This is a genomic window from Paenibacillus sp. 19GGS1-52, assembly GCF_022369515.1.
Lineage (GTDB): Bacteria > Bacillota > Bacilli > Paenibacillales > Paenibacillaceae > Paenibacillus_AQ.
This window is the reverse complement of the sequence record NZ_CP059724.1, coordinates 1929656-1943783: the sequence shown is the minus strand read 5'-3', so window position 1 is coordinate 1943783 and position 14128 is coordinate 1929656. Positions and strand designations below refer to the sequence as shown.

General features: G+C 48.5%; 11 protein-coding genes. All 11 read right to left on the bottom strand.

Annotated elements, in window-relative coordinates; translation table 11 throughout:
* Nucleotides 1-5: 5 nt before the first annotated feature.
* The 11 genes from spoVE to H1230_RS08935 all read right to left on the bottom strand — a co-directional run bounded on the left by spoVE (nt 6) and on the right by H1230_RS08935 (nt 14109).
* The gene (gene spoVE / locus H1230_RS08985; RefSeq protein WP_239715149.1) at nt 6-1103 is read right to left on the bottom strand and encodes a stage V sporulation protein E; all 1098 of its coding nucleotides are present in this window, start codon (nt 1101-1103) and stop codon (nt 6-8) included.
* Nucleotides 1104-1152: 49 nt separating this feature from the next.
* On the bottom strand, nt 1153-2574 hold the full coding sequence (murD, locus tag H1230_RS08980) for a UDP-N-acetylmuramoyl-L-alanine--D-glutamate ligase (RefSeq protein ID WP_239715148.1): 1422 nt from the start codon (nt 2572-2574) through the stop codon (nt 1153-1155).
* Nucleotides 2575-2577: 3 nt separating this feature from the next.
* Nucleotides 2578-3543 (bottom strand): phospho-N-acetylmuramoyl-pentapeptide-transferase, encoded by a 966-nt coding sequence (gene mraY / locus H1230_RS08975; protein WP_154121173.1) that lies wholly within the window; start codon nt 3541-3543, stop codon nt 2578-2580.
* A 22-nt stretch (nt 3544-3565) separates the two neighbouring features.
* Nucleotides 3566-4975 carry a UDP-N-acetylmuramoyl-tripeptide--D-alanyl-D-alanine ligase gene (locus tag H1230_RS08970; RefSeq protein WP_239717213.1) on the bottom strand — a complete coding sequence of 470 codons (1410 nt, stop codon included), beginning with the start codon at nt 4973-4975 and terminating at the stop codon, nt 3566-3568.
* Nucleotides 4975-6462 (bottom strand): UDP-N-acetylmuramoyl-L-alanyl-D-glutamate--2,6-diaminopimelate ligase, encoded by a 1488-nt coding sequence (locus H1230_RS08965; protein ID WP_239715147.1) that lies wholly within the window; start codon nt 6460-6462, stop codon nt 4975-4977. The genes H1230_RS08970 and H1230_RS08965 overlap by 1 nt, the downstream gene beginning before the upstream one ends.
* 20 nt (nt 6463-6482) lie before the next feature.
* The gene (locus H1230_RS08960) at nt 6483-8408 is read right to left on the bottom strand and encodes a stage V sporulation protein D (protein WP_239715146.1); all 1926 of its coding nucleotides are present in this window, start codon (nt 8406-8408) and stop codon (nt 6483-6485) included.
* A gap of 96 nt (nt 8409-8504) precedes the next feature.
* Nucleotides 8505-10712: a penicillin-binding transpeptidase domain-containing protein gene (locus H1230_RS08955; RefSeq protein WP_239715145.1), complete on the bottom strand. Its 2208-nt coding sequence runs from the start codon at nt 10710-10712 to the stop codon at nt 8505-8507.
* 58 nt (nt 10713-10770) lie between these two features.
* On the bottom strand, nt 10771-11148 hold the full coding sequence (locus tag H1230_RS08950) for a hypothetical protein (RefSeq protein WP_239715144.1): 378 nt from the start codon (nt 11146-11148) through the stop codon (nt 10771-10773).
* A gap of 23 nt (nt 11149-11171) precedes the next feature.
* Complete coding sequence (gene rsmH, locus H1230_RS08945; RefSeq protein WP_239715143.1) at nt 11172-12125, bottom strand: 16S rRNA (cytosine(1402)-N(4))-methyltransferase RsmH; 954 nt, start codon at nt 12123-12125, stop codon at nt 11172-11174.
* Nucleotides 12126-12164: 39 nt separating this feature from the next.
* Complete coding sequence (mraZ, locus tag H1230_RS08940; RefSeq protein ID WP_239715142.1) at nt 12165-12602, bottom strand: division/cell wall cluster transcriptional repressor MraZ; 438 nt, start codon at nt 12600-12602, stop codon at nt 12165-12167.
* Nucleotides 12603-12837: 235 nt separating this feature from the next.
* Nucleotides 12838-14109 carry an adenosylhomocysteinase gene (locus tag H1230_RS08935; protein ID WP_239715141.1) on the bottom strand — a complete coding sequence of 424 codons (1272 nt, stop codon included), beginning with the start codon at nt 14107-14109 and terminating at the stop codon, nt 12838-12840.
* Nucleotides 14110-14128 lie beyond the last annotated feature (19 nt).

Genomic DNA, 14128 nt, shown 5'->3' with positions numbered 1-14128 from the left:
CTCTTTCACCTCGCATAACGGGATAAGTTCAATAGAATGCCGAGCGCTGTGAGCATCAAGGTCAGTGATGAGCCCCCGTAACTGATCAGAGGAAGCGTAATGCCGGTAACCGGCATCAGGCCGATAACAACACCAATGTTAATGATGACTTGAACAGCCACCATACAGACGATGCCTACAGCCAGGTAGCTTCCAAACCGGTCAGGCAGGCTCATCGCCACCTTCATCCCACGCCAGATCAGGATCAGAAATAGGATCAGCACTGCCAATCCACCGATAAACCCCAACTCCTCGGCCAATATGGAAAAAATAAAATCAGTCTGCGGCTCAGGTACATAACTGTACTTTTGCCGGCTCATACCCAGTCCCAGGCCACCGAGACCACCTGGGCCAATGGCATATAAGGATTGAATAATCTGATACCCTGCACCAAGTGGGTCGGACCAGGGATCTAGAAAGGCTGTAATCCGCTGCAAACGATAAGGTGCTGCGGCAATCAGCGCAGCAAAGCCAGCGATCCCTGCTACGGCAAGCGAGAGCAGATGCTTCATGCTTGCCCCTGCTGTAAAGATCATCATCAATGCAGCGCCAAACATGACGGTGCCCGTGCCTAGATCCGGCTGGAGCATGATCAGCGCAAAGGCTGAACCTATTAAGGCCAGAGGCGGAAGCAGCCCGCGAGTGAAGGAGGATATGTCATAATCCTCACGCCCCAGCCAATTGGCCAGGAAGAGGATCATCCCCATCTTCATGAACTCGGAAGGCTGAATCCCGAAGGAGCTGATCCCAAGCCAGCTGCGCGCACCTCCGCGCACGACCCCAATGCCCGGAATGAGCACCATTACAAGCAGAATGAAGCAGATAATCAGCGCTGGCTTTGCCAGAACCTTCAGGCGCCGGTATTCGGTGTTCGCGGTGATGAACATCGCGATCAATCCCAGACCAGCAAATAAAAGCTGTCTTTTCACAAAATAAAACGAATCTCCATAATTGCGGAAGCCCAGAACGGACCCGGCGCTGTATACCATCACCATGCCAATAGTCAGCAAAGATAGAATAGGAATCAGCAGCCAAATATCGGGCGCATGACGAGATTTGTTCATCAGGAGCACACCTCTTGCATCCGTAGTAGGGGCTTATCCACCCCCCTACTTAAAGGTTATGCACCGCCTCTTTAAAAATACGCCCGCGCTCCTCATAGGATGTAAACATATCCCAACTGGCACAGGCAGGAGACAGGAGAACAATGTCTCCCGCTTCCGCGAGAGCGGATGCCTCCTGCACAGCCTGCTGCAGCACGGCGGCGGCGCTTTCCCCAGTATCGACGGAGATAATATGCTTTAATCCTGCAAGCGTTGCTACCTTGATAAGCTTGTCCTTTGTCTGCCCCATCGCCACCAGGGCTTTGACGTGTCCTCTCAGGACAGGCAGCAGTTCCATATAATCGGAGCCACGGTCCAGTCCGCCGGCAATCAGCACAACCGGCTGACGAAATGAAGTCAGCGCCATTGTAGTGGCTTTGGAGTTGGTGGCTTTGGAATTGTTGAAATAAGCAGCTCCACCTTTATCGGCAACATATTCCAGACGATGCTCCACACCGCGGAAGGAGGAAAGTGACTCTGCCAATAGTGCCGGATCTGCTCCGGCCGCAATAGCAACTCCACAGGCCGCCAGTGCATTCTCAATATTAAAGCGGCCGGGAAGGCCAATGGAATCTACAGCTGCAATTACGGTTTCCCCTTCCGCGTAATCACGGTAGATAATCTCACGTTTCAGGTCGTCATCTGTATCAGGTACAAAGGAAGGCCGGACAAATACCCCCTGAACCAGCTCCTCAGTCATCGAGAAGGGCAAAATGTTTGCTTTTACATAAGGTACAAGCTCTCGGCAAAAGGGATCATCCCAGTTCAACACAGCTGTATCAGCCGCTGTCTGATTAGCGAACAGCTTTGCTTTGGAAGCAACATAATCCTGCATATCTCCATGATAATCAAGATGCGTCTCAGCGACATTTAGCAGACAAGCTACTTTTGGACGGAACGTCTCCGTCCCTTTGAGTTGGAAGCTGCTAAGCTCAACAACCATCCAATTATCCTCCGAGGCCTCCTGTGCGGCCTGACAGAGCGGCGTACCGATGTTCCCGGCTACTATTGGCTTCATACCCACAGCGTCCAGCATACGACCTACCCAGGTCGTTGTAGTCGTTTTCCCATTAGAGCCGGTAATACCGATCATTGGCGCAACACAAAGACGGTAAGCCACCTCAACCTCTGTTACAACCTCAATCCCAAGGTTAAGAGCATCTTGTACAGGAGGTACGGAATAAGGAATACCCGGATTCTTAACCACAAGTGTTACACCTTCATGGATTAAACCAGCGGGATGCCCACCGCATATAACAGAAATTCCCAAAGATTCCAGTTCGGAAGCTTCGGGACATTGTTCTCTTTCCTTTTTATCGTTAACCGTAACTATAGCGCCGCGTTCATGCAGCACCTTAGCGACCTGGACTCCACTCTTGGCAAGTCCCAGAACAACAACCTCTTCACCACGGTACATATCTGGATGTTTCATTCTCTACAACCCCTTGCTGATATAAAGTCCAACGGCCGCCAGCACCAGGCTAACTGCCCAGAATGACACGACAACCCGCCACTCCGACCAACCGCCAAGTTCAAAATGGTGGTGAATCGGGCTCATTCTAAATATACGCTTGCCGCGAGTCTTAAAGGAGGCTACCTGCAACACGACAGACAGCATCTCAATCACAAACACGCCTCCGATGATTACAAAAAGCAGTTCACTCTTAGTCACAATAGCTATGGCTCCGATTGCACCGCCAATACCGAATGAACCCGTGTCCCCCATAAATACCTTGGCTGGATAGGCATTGAATACCAAGAATCCAAGCACAGCCCCGATCATTGCCGCAGCGCATACGCCAGCAGCAATAGAGGTTGCCTGCATCGCCACCACCGCATAAGCGGCTAAGGCAATCGCACTTGTACCGGACAACAATCCATCTACTCCATCGGTAAAATTAACAGCATTTGTAATAGCCATCATCATCACGATAATAAATGGATAATAAAACCAACCGCCCCAGTCAAAGCTCATTGCTGTGCCCGGAATACTAATATTTGTACTATGTCCGGCAGAGATCAGAAGGCCGCACATTACGGCTCCAACCAGCAATTGTCCAAACAGCTTCTGCCGCGCCGTAAGCCCCAAGGAACGTTTGAACACGATTTTGATGTAATCATCTAGAAACCCGATCAACCCATAGCCCAGTGTAGCAACTAAAAGGACATAAAAATCGGTATTCACAACAGAAAATTTCAGATAAGACAATGTGAAAGCCACAATGATCACGATCCCGCCCATTGTTGGCGTTCCCGCCTTCTTCAAATGGGTTTGAGGTCCGTCTTCACGGACCTGCTGTCCGAATTTCATCCTGCGCAGAAGCGGAATGAAGAGCGGAGCGGCAATGACCGCAAGGATAAAGGATACAGCAATAGTCAGTAGAAGTAGTTGATAATCCATGGGTTCACCCCCTCCATTATTTTCAAGTCTGATGATGGTAATGATTATTGAGATTGTTCAGGACTTCCTCCAGTTTCATCCCTCTGGATGCTTTGAACAGGACGATATCCTTAGATTTGCATTTGTTCAGCAAGAGAGTAGTCAGGGCAGCTTTGTCGGTAAAAGCAAACACTCGCTCTTTGCCGAATCGTTGCTCTGCGCTTGCGGCAATATTACTGGCCAGTGCCCCGTAAGTAAAAACAAGATCAATCTCCGATGGATCGAGATAGTGACCGATTCCTTGATGAAACTGAACTTCCTCCGGCCCGAGTTCCAGCATGTCCCCCAGTACAGCAATTTTGCTGCCGCTACATTTCATGGACTGCAATACATCAATTGCAGCTTTCATCGAGGTGGGGCTGGCATTATAAGCATCATTCAGAAGCGTTAGCCCGGAAGCAGTCTGCATAACCTCAATCCGCATTCCGGTCAGCTTGAGTGTACTTAAACCCACTTCAATGCTCTCCTCCGCAACTCCGAATTGACGGGCAACAGCCAGAGCAGCCAAGCCATTAATTACGTTATGTCGGCCTGGCAACGGCAATGTAAAAGCATGCTCCTCATGCAGATGCGATGTAAAGGTCATTCCTCCGCTATGAGACATCATCCCTGTTGGATAATCGTCATTATCCGCATTTAGTCCAAAGCGAAAGGTCTGTATTCCCGCAGGAGCATGGAAGGAAGGCTCCAGCATGATCTCCGCCAGCAGTGGTTCATCGCCATTGTAGATCAGCAGCCCTCCCGGCTTCAGGCCTTCGGCGATTTCCAGCTTGGCGCGGGCAATTTCCTCGCGGGACCCAAGCTGCAATAGATGGGACTCGCCAACATTGGTAATTACAGCAACATCAGGCGCAGCCAAAGAAGCCAAGAGAGCAATTTCCCCCCGCGAGCTCATGCCCATTTCCAGTACGACAATTTCCGTATCCTCAGCCATTGCTAGTATCGTAAGCGGCAGACCAATATGATTATTGAAATTCCCCTGTGTTTTGTGCACCTTATACTGCCCTTGAAGTAGAGCCGTAACGATATCCTTTGTTGTCGTTTTGCCGTTACTACCAGTAATTGCGACAACATGTGGAGCGATTTCATTCAAATAAGCAGCGGACAGCTTCTGAAGAGCTATCAGCGTATCTTCCACTACAATGACACTGCCCTCTGGTGCGGGGCCCTTATTCCGCTGCCACAATGTACTAGCAGCTCCTGCAGCTAGAGCTGCAGCACTGTAATGATGGCCGTCAAAATTGTCCCCGGCTAGCGGAACAAACAAACAGGCAGGCGTAATTTTACGAGAGTCGGTTACGACTCCCACAATTTTTGTATCTACAGCTCCGGCTTCGGAAGCAAAAAGTTCGCCTCCGCACATGGCAGCGATATTTCCCAGTGTTCTTGTAATCAATAGCTTCGGCCCCTTATAACTTCTTTAGCGACGACGCGGTCATCGAAATCATGAACCACTCCGCCAATCAGTTGATAGGTCTCATGACCCTTCCCCGCAATCAATACTACATCGCCGGGGCTTGCCATTTCAATAGCTTTCCTGATCGCTTCCCGCCGGTCAGCAATCAACTCATACTGATCGTGGGATACGCCATCTTCTTCTAGTCCCGCTTCGATATCCCGCAAAATGAGCAGCGGATCTTCAGTGCGGGGATTGTCGGAGGTTACAAATATCAAACTACTGTACTTTGCGGCAATTTTACCCATCAATGGCCGTTTTGTACGGTCACGGTCTCCACCGCAGCCAAATACGGTAAGCACTCTGCCGACTGCAAACTCGCAAACCGTTCTCAGCACGTTCTCCAATCCGTCCGGCGTATGGGCGTAGTCTACAATGACTGCAAATTCCTGACCGGCATCCACTGACTCTACCCGTCCAGATACACCGGCAACAGACTCCAGACTGGTCTTGATATCGGTGAGCGGCACATCCTCCAATAAAGCAGCGGTGATTGCAGCCAGCGCGTTATAAACGTTGAACTTCCCAACCATACGCAATGAAATGTCCGCTTCTCCTTTAAACGTATGAACATGGAAGAATGTTCCTTTTGCCGTAATCGATATTTGCGAAGCCCGTACATTTGCATCACTATCAATACCGTATGTAATGACTTCAGCCGCCGTCTGGGTCGCATAATAGGCACTGGCCTCATCATCCGCATTAAGTACTGCATACTTGCGTTCTTCTTTCCAAGGAGAGATCACATTGCCCAGCTGAGAGAAGAACAGCCCTTTAACGGCACGATACTCCTCCATTGTATGATGATAATCCAAATGATCCTGGGATAGATTCGTAAATATTGCCGTGCGGAAATCTGTGCCTTTCACCCGTCCTTGTTGAATGGCGTGCGAGGAAACCTCCATCACACAGCACTGTACACCTTTCGTAGCCATATCATGGAGTGAGCGCTGCAGCTCTAGTGATTCCGGTGTTGTACCGGATGTAGGATAGTTCTGCCCGTCATAGCGCATCTCAATGGTGCCGATCAACCCTGTCTTTACCTTCTGGTCCTGCATAATCTGTTCTATCAAATAAGTTGTTGTTGTTTTCCCGTTCGTACCCGTAACCCCGATCATTCTCATCTTGCTGCTTGGTGATCCAAAAAAGGCATTTGACATGACGGACATGGCAAACCGGCTGTCATCCACCACTATCTGCGGCAAAGCGGTCTCGAGCTTACGCTCACATACAATTGCTACAGCTCCGCTAGCGGCAGCCTGTGTTACATACTGGTGTCCGTCTACGGTGTGGCCTGGCAAACAGATAAATAGATCGCCCGGTTTTACTCGGCGGGAATCCGCCTGAAGATCAGTAATCTCTACATCTCCATCTCCGTACAGCTGCGTAGCTGCAAGACAAGCAGACAATTCGTTAACTTTCATAGTAATCCCTCACTCTGCTATTATTCGCTCGTTGCTCCCATATAAATCCTGATTGTTGAACCTTGTTCCACTCTAGCCCCTGCTTTTGGTGCCTGATTGATGACAGTTGTCCCCGAGCCTGAGCGGGCGAGGTTAAAATTCATGTTCATATCCTCATAAATATCCTGTACTGTAGCTCCGGTAAGATCCGGAACAGTGACAATTGGAGTTTCGCCGTACTTGTACGTTTTGGGGAGTTGATCGCTGCGCTCAGGCACCTTCAAGACATGCAAGGAGTCCTCCAGAATGTTCTGCACGATTGGAGCAGCTACTACACCCCCAAACTGAATGCCTTTCGGGTTATCTACTGCCGTATACACAATAATCTGTGGATCATCTGCAGGTGCGAAGCCTACAAAGGAAACAATATGCTCCGTTGGAGAATACCGACCATTAATTACTTTCTGTGCAGTACCTGTCTTGCCACCCACACGATAGCCATCGATAAAAGCTGGCCGGCCTGTGCCTTTGGCAACTACGCTCTCAAGTGCTGCACGCACCTTCTTGGAAGTTTCCTCCGAAATCACCTCACGGACAAGCTCGGGCTGCACCTCCGATACCGTCTCACCAGTCTCGGGATTAATCCATGCCTTCGCTACATGAGGCTTGTAAAGCTTGCCGCCATTTATAGCAGCAGACACCGCTGCAATCTGCTGAATCGGCGTAACCGAGACGCCTTGGCCAAATGCTGTGGTCGCCAATTCGACTGGACCCACTTGGGCTGGTTTAAACAGAATACCGTTCGATTCACCGTTCAGATCAATGCCAGTCTTGGTCCCGAAGCCGAAATTACGAATATATTTGAACAGTGAATCTTTACCTAAACGCTGGCCTAAAGCTACAAAACCGGGGTTGCAGGAATTCTCAACCACCTGTAGAAAGGTTTGGCTGCCATGGCCGCCACTTTTCCAGCAACGCAGCTTCGCCCCACCAACCTCTATATAACCAGGATCAAAAAAATGATCGTTCTGTAAATCCACTTTGCCCTCCTGCAGCGCAGCAGCCAGGGTGATGATTTTGAAGGTAGAACCTGGTTCATAAGTCATCCAGATCGGCAAATTGCGGTTATACGTAGTAGCATCATATTCCTTATATTGACCTGGTTCATACCCTGGTCGGCTGGCCATGGCCAGGATCTCGCCATTTTTTGGATTCATGGCTATTGCCCAGCTGCCTTGAGCTTGATATTTTACCATAGCCTGATCCAGCTCACGTTCCATAATCGATTGAATCTGCTTATCAATCGTCAATTCCAGACTCAAACCATCCTGTGGTGCAGAATATTTCTCAGCGGACCCAGGCATAATTCTGCCGCCCGCATCAGATAAGTAGGAAATATTCCCGCCTATCCCTTGCAGCAGCTTGTCATAGATATTCTCGACACCCGTAATCCCTTGATTATCGATACCTGTAAAGCCTAAGATATGTGCGGCAAGATCTCCGAAAGGATAATACCGTTTGTTATCCTCAGCCACAACGATGCCCGGCAGCTGCAAATCACGGACGCTCGCAGCAAGCTCCATCGTAATTTTGCGGCCGCCGGGCTGTAGCTTAACCGATGACTCCCTTTTGGACAGCAGTGTTATCAGCTTCTCCTCAGTCATACCGAGCAGCGGAGCCAATAACTGTGCTGTTTTTTGCTTATCCTTCACCTGCACGGGAACTGCATAAATCGTTGGTGAGCTGACATTGTAGGCCAGTGCAATTCCTGTCCGATCCAATATTTCACCGCGCTTGGCGGTAAAGGGAATATTCCGCCGCCACAACTCCTCTGCCTTAGCGCTTAATTCCTGCCCTTGCGATAACTGAACATAAGCAAGGCGCACGACCAGCGATCCGAACAACACTGCTAGTCCCAGCAGTGTCCACAGCATTCTCCGCCGTGTTACAACCTTCGAAACCTTCATTCTGTTCTCCCCCGCTTTCGCCTGTCATAGACATGATCTCTTACCTCATGACTATTCGGGACAAACAGGGCTTAGAACAAGCTATAGATTGCTAACTCACGGCGCAGTAGCATCAGCAGGTGGGGATGGGGATACAGGAATATCCTCGCCGTATTCATTCAAAGGCTTCAGCTTCAGAGTAACAAGCGTCTTGCCGTCCTTCGTACCCACAGCCTGTTCAGTCACATAACCTTCACCCTCTACCGTGATGCCAACTTTCAGTAGGCTTAATATCTCTAAAGCATCACGCAGCGATTGTCCGCTTAAATTCGGAATGGTGGGCTTATTTCCCTGCTGGCTTAATAAATAGATACGCTGGCCTGAGGCAAGCGTTGACTTGGCTGCAGGATACTGACTAATAACCGTAGTCCCTTCACCCACACTTTCGAAGTCAAAACCTCCAGCCAGAAGCAAATCCTTGGCTTGTTTCATTGTTTTTCCAGTTAGATCAGGAGTGGTGCGAAGTGCAGATGCTGTCTTAGGCGCATCTTTACCACTTGCCTCCGTAGCCAGCTTTGGAACTCCCATATACTGAAGCGACTGGGATACGATCTCTTTGAATACTGGAGCAGCTGCTGTCCCCCCGCCAACCTCCTCATTCGGTTCATCAATGATGACGATAACTGCGATCTTCGGATCATTTACCGGAGCGTAGCCAATAAAGGAGATCAACACTTTGGAATTCACATAATTCTTACCTTCTACTTTAACCGCAGTCCCTGTCTTACCTGCTACACGATATCCCTCAATGTAAGCATGGCGTCCTGTCCCGATAACTTGGTCAGCTACAACCTGTTCTAAGTAGCCGCCCGTTTCCTTGGCACTTGCCTCAGATATGACTTGGCGTACTACTACAGGCTTGGTAACCGTTGTTTTTCCGGTATTGGGGTCTGTAATCTCTTTGACGACATGGGGCGTCATCAGCTTGCCACCGTTCGCAATAGCAGATACGGCAACCAACTGCTGAATCGGAGTGACCAGCACCTTGCCGTGACCATAAGCCAGGGTTGCATTTTCAATGGGGCGATTCGGGTCAGGATTAACTATTCCGCTCGTTTCCCCAGGAAGATCAATACCCGTCTTCTCGTTAAATCCAAAATCGTTAATATACTTTAAAAGTTTATCCTGGCCTAGCATTTCATAACCCAGCTTAACAAAAGCAACGTTGCTGGAACGCTTCACACCCTCAAGGAAAGAGATAGTCCCCCAACCTGCACGTTTAATATCATGAAGTGGCGTCTTGTAGCCCTTAATCTTGATCTGCCCCGAGAGAAAAGTTGCATCCGGATTAAAGAGCTTCTCCTGTACGGTTGCGGCAAGCGTGACAATTTTGAAGGTAGAGCCCGGCTCGTAGGTAGATTTGATGGCATGATTATAGAACCCCGCCTGATCCGCTGTATTATATTCATTGGGATTAAAGGTAGGCATATTCGCCATTCCCAAAATTTCCATCGTGTTGGGATCAGCAGCAATAACACTGATACTCGTCGGTTGATATTGATCATAGGCTTTTTTCATAGCCTCTTCGATATAATACTGAATAGTACTGTCTATCGTCAGCTTGAAATTGTTACCATTGACTACCGGCTGATAAGAGTCTTGCGAATCAGGCAGCTTTATCCCTTGCCCATCGCTTTGATAGAAAAGTTTGCCGTCAGCCCCTCTAAGCTGGGTATCAAAATATTTCTCGAGCCCCATGATAGCTTTGCCATCCCTGTCTGTGTAACCAAGGATTTGCGCAGCCAAAGTATTCTTCGGATAATACCGTTTCTGTTCTCTGACGAGCCCAACCCCGGTTTCCTGAATATCATGTTCTTTACCCAAAGCTTTGTTAAATGCAGTTACCTTATCCGCGAGATCCTGATCAATCTTCCAACCTTCATTGCGAATTTCGCGATTCTTAAGGTACTTGCCCTTATCATCTTTGGCCTCAATCAGTGTGCGCAGTTCATCTTCCGGCTTATTCAGCAGATCATGCAAGCCCTTGATGACCTCTTCGCCGATCCCTTGTTCATGAATAACTTCTGGATCTACAACGACAGTAAAAGCAGGAACATCACTGGCTAGAATATTCCCATTGCGGTCAGTAATAACACCGCGCTGTGCCTTGATATCAGCAGTATGCGCCCATTGCGCAGATGCCTTTTTCTGCCACTCTTCACCATTCAGCACCTGAATCCAGAATACCCGACCGATCAAAACAAGAAAAAAGAGGGTGATACACCCTCCTATAAACAGCGTGCGAAGTTTTATTCTTTTTACCATAGGGAACCTCACATACTCAATTATTATTTATCTTGGCAGTCGTTCAATTATGTTCCAGCTAGTTATTATTCTTCTCAGCGACATAAATCGTATTATTCTCATCCGGTGATACAAAACCTTGGGCCTTTGCTCTCTGAGCGACGGTCTGCTCCAGATTCTGCTTCTCCATCTGATAATTAGCGATCTGCTTCTTGGCTGTCGAAATATGCTGATCCAGCTCCTGAGCCTGCTTGTTCAAATCATAAATGTGGACGTAACGCCAAATTAGAGCGGCAGCTACCAGGACGCATACCCCCAATGTAAGCATGTATAACAGCTTCTCCTGCAGCGGAAGAACCATCCGTCTGGTAACAACTTTAGTCTTCTGGCGGTAAAGCCGATCTGCTTCTTCTTTTCTTTTGGGTTGAACTGCTAAATTTCCGCGGGTATAGGCCATCTCTGACTCTCCTTTATCCTCATTTACAATTTCTCTGCAATGCGCAGCTTAGCTGAACGGGCACGTGGGTTAAGTTCCAACTCTTCCTCAGAAGGCATAAACGGTTTGCGGTTAATCAACTTAAGCGTTCCTACAGCACCACATACGCAAAATGGAAAATCAGTCGGACAAGTACAGCGGCTTAAATAGCTGCTTAGAATCTGCTTGCAAATCCGATCTTCCAGCGAATGAAATGTAATCACTGATACTCTTCCACCGGGCGCCAGACAGCGCACAGCTTCATGCAACCCTTCCTCAAAAGCTCCCAGCTCATCATTAACAGCAATTCGCAAAGCCTGAAAGCTGCGTTTGGCGGGATGCCCTCCCGTTCTTCGTGCGGCTGCCGGGATGCCCTCCTTGATAAGCTCAGCCAATTCCCCTGTCCCCTTGACAGGCTGTTCGGCTCTTCGATCCACAATTTTCTTGGCGATCCGCCGTGAGAACTTCTCTTCTCCATATTGGAAAAGCACACGGGCAATTTCCTTCTCGGACCAGGTATTAATGATATCCGCTGCAGTTAATGACGCCGACTGATCCATCCGCATATCCAGCGGAGCATCATGATTGTAGCTGAAGCCTCTTTCTCCTTCATCAAACTGAGGTGACGAAACGCCAAGATCATAGAGTATTCCATCTACTTGGGGAATGCCATCCACTTGAGGAACAAAAGGCAACTCCTTAAGCACACTTTCAAGATCTCTGAAGTTGGTCTTAATCAAGACCACCTTGTCGCCATACTCAGCCAGCCTGACTCTTGCATTATCCAAAGCCCATTCATCTTGATCCAGACAGATCAGTCGGCCTTCACCGCTGAGCTTAGAAGCAATAAGCGAACTGTGTCCCGCTCCTCCGAGCGTGCAGTCCACATAAATACCGTCTTTCTTGATGTTAAGCCCTTCTGTCGCTTCTTCCTTAAGCACCGTGATGTGGTGAAACAACTTCATCCCTCCAGGGCAGTAATTCGATATGTGTATTTGTTATAAATCAAAATTAAAATCAACCAATTTCTCGGCGATTTCGTTGAACGATTCCTCTGACTGTTCGAAGTACTGTTCCCATAGCTCCTTGTTCCAGATCTCCACCCGGTTCGAAACGCCTAGAATAATACAGTCCTTATCCAGCTTAGCATACTGCCGTAAATTACTCGGCAGATTTACCCTTCCCTGCTTGTCCCACATACATTCCGTCGCTCCCGAGAAAAAAAAGCGGCTGAATGCCCTAGCATCCGATTTCATTAACGAAAGTTTCTTGAGCTTCTGCTCCATGATTTCCCATTCATCCATAGGATAAACAAATAAGCAGGAGTCCAGGCCGCGGGTCGCTACAAAGGAGGTTCCGAGCAATTCACGAAATTTAGCCGGAATAATGATTCGGCCTTTGTCGTCAATGCTATGTTGGTACTCACCCATGAACATGTTTTCCCCACTCCCAATCCCCTATTACCCACTTTGCCCCACTTTTCACCACTTAAGCATAATAGATTCGCCATTAAAAATCAAAAACCTTTTTTCTAAGGCATGGTAATTTATGCTAAACAGGATTTGTAATTGTTCCCTAATCCCTCCACACGATTTCTTTTCGTCCACAATAAAAAGCCATGTCAGCGGACTTGTGTCCGGCTGCATGGCCCATTTGTCACATCCTATATAATCAGTCGCTCAGATTCCAGCTGTCCAGATATTCAACCTGTGCAGGCGTCAGGCTGTCGATACCAACGCCCAGACTTTCCAGCTTGTAGCGCGCTATCTGCTCATCCAGATCATAAGGCACATTCTCAACTTTGACACCAATAGTCTTATAGTTATCATTCACATATTTAAGCGACAACGCCTGCAAGGCAAAGGTGGTGTCCATAATTTCCGCAGGATGCCCATCGGCTGCACCCAAATTCACGAGTCGACCTTCGGCTAGGAGGTAAATCTTGCGTCCATCACGTAGCTGGTACTCCTCGATATTTTTACGAACCGTACGCTTAGATACCGATCTTTCAGATAGCTCAGGCTTGTTCACCTCTACATCAAAATGTCCGGCGTTACAGAGGATCGCTCCGTCCTTCATGACATCATAATGCTCACCGCGGATTACATAACGATTGCCTGTTACCGTAACGAAAAAGTCACCAAGCTTCGCCGCCTCTAGGATTGGCATCACATGAAAGCCATCCATATGAGCTTCGACAGCCTTAATTGCGTCTACTTCAGTAACAATAACCTTTGCACCAAGACCCTTGGCCCGCATGGCTACCCCTTTACCGCACCAGCCGTATCCTACAACAACTACTGTTTTGCCTGCTACGATAAGATTCGTTGTACGCACGATTCCATCCCATGCGGATTGGCCTGTACCATAACGGTTATCGAACAAATATTTGCAGTATGCATCATTAACAGCTACCATCGGGAACTTCAGCATCCCCTGCTTGTGAAGTGCTTTAAGCCGGATAATACCTGTTGTCGTTTCCTCTGCACCACCGCGAATATTCACCATCAAATCAGGACGCTCCGAATGCAGCAAAGTTGCAAAATCTCCACCATCATCAATAATCAGATCAGGTTTGCATTCAAGCGCTCTGATGTTTAGGGCTTTGAACTCTTCAGGAGAAGGATTGTATTTGGCAAAAACCGTAATCCCGTCCTCTACAAGCGCCGCACACACATCATCTTGCGTGGATAGCGGGTTGGAGCCTGTAATTGTTACTTCGGCACCACCAGCTTGGACCACCTTCGCCAAATAAGCTGTTTTTGCTTCCAGATGAAGTGTAATCGATACCTTGAGACCTTTGAATGGCTGTTCCACTTCAAACTGCTCCCGAATACGGTTCAGGACTGGCATATGCTGGCGAACCCAGTCGATCTTTAAATGTCCCTCAGAAGCGAGTGACATATCAGCCACAATGCTGTTTTGCTTGGATAAAGAACTCATATTAAATCCTCCTAAATTT

What these genes read in the sequence shown, in the direction of transcription:
- spoVE (WP_239715149.1), bottom strand. Translation starts at nt 1,103, where the DNA reads ATGAACAAATCTCGTCATGCGCCCGATATTTGGCTGCTGATTCCTATT.
- murD (WP_239715148.1), bottom strand. Translation starts at nt 2,574, where the DNA reads ATGAAACATCCAGATATGTACCGTGGTGAAGAGGTTGTTGTTCTGGGA.
- mraY (WP_154121173.1), bottom strand. Translation starts at nt 3,543, where the DNA reads ATGGATTATCAACTACTTCTACTGACTATTGCTGTATCCTTTATCCTT.
- H1230_RS08965 (WP_239715147.1), bottom strand. Translation starts at nt 6,462, where the DNA reads ATGAAAGTTAACGAATTGTCTGCTTGTCTTGCAGCTACGCAGCTGTAC.
- H1230_RS08960 (WP_239715146.1), bottom strand. Translation starts at nt 8,408, where the DNA reads ATGAAGGTTTCGAAGGTTGTAACACGGCGGAGAATGCTGTGGACACTG.
- H1230_RS08955 (WP_239715145.1), bottom strand. Translation starts at nt 10,712, where the DNA reads ATGGTAAAAAGAATAAAACTTCGCACGCTGTTTATAGGAGGGTGTATC.
- H1230_RS08950 (WP_239715144.1), bottom strand. Translation starts at nt 11,148, where the DNA reads ATGGCCTATACCCGCGGAAATTTAGCAGTTCAACCCAAAAGAAAAGAA.
- mraZ (WP_239715142.1), bottom strand. Translation starts at nt 12,602, where the DNA reads ATGTTCATGGGTGAGTACCAACATAGCATTGACGACAAAGGCCGAATC.
- H1230_RS08935 (WP_239715141.1), bottom strand. Translation starts at nt 14,109, where the DNA reads ATGAGTTCTTTATCCAAGCAAAACAGCATTGTGGCTGATATGTCACTC.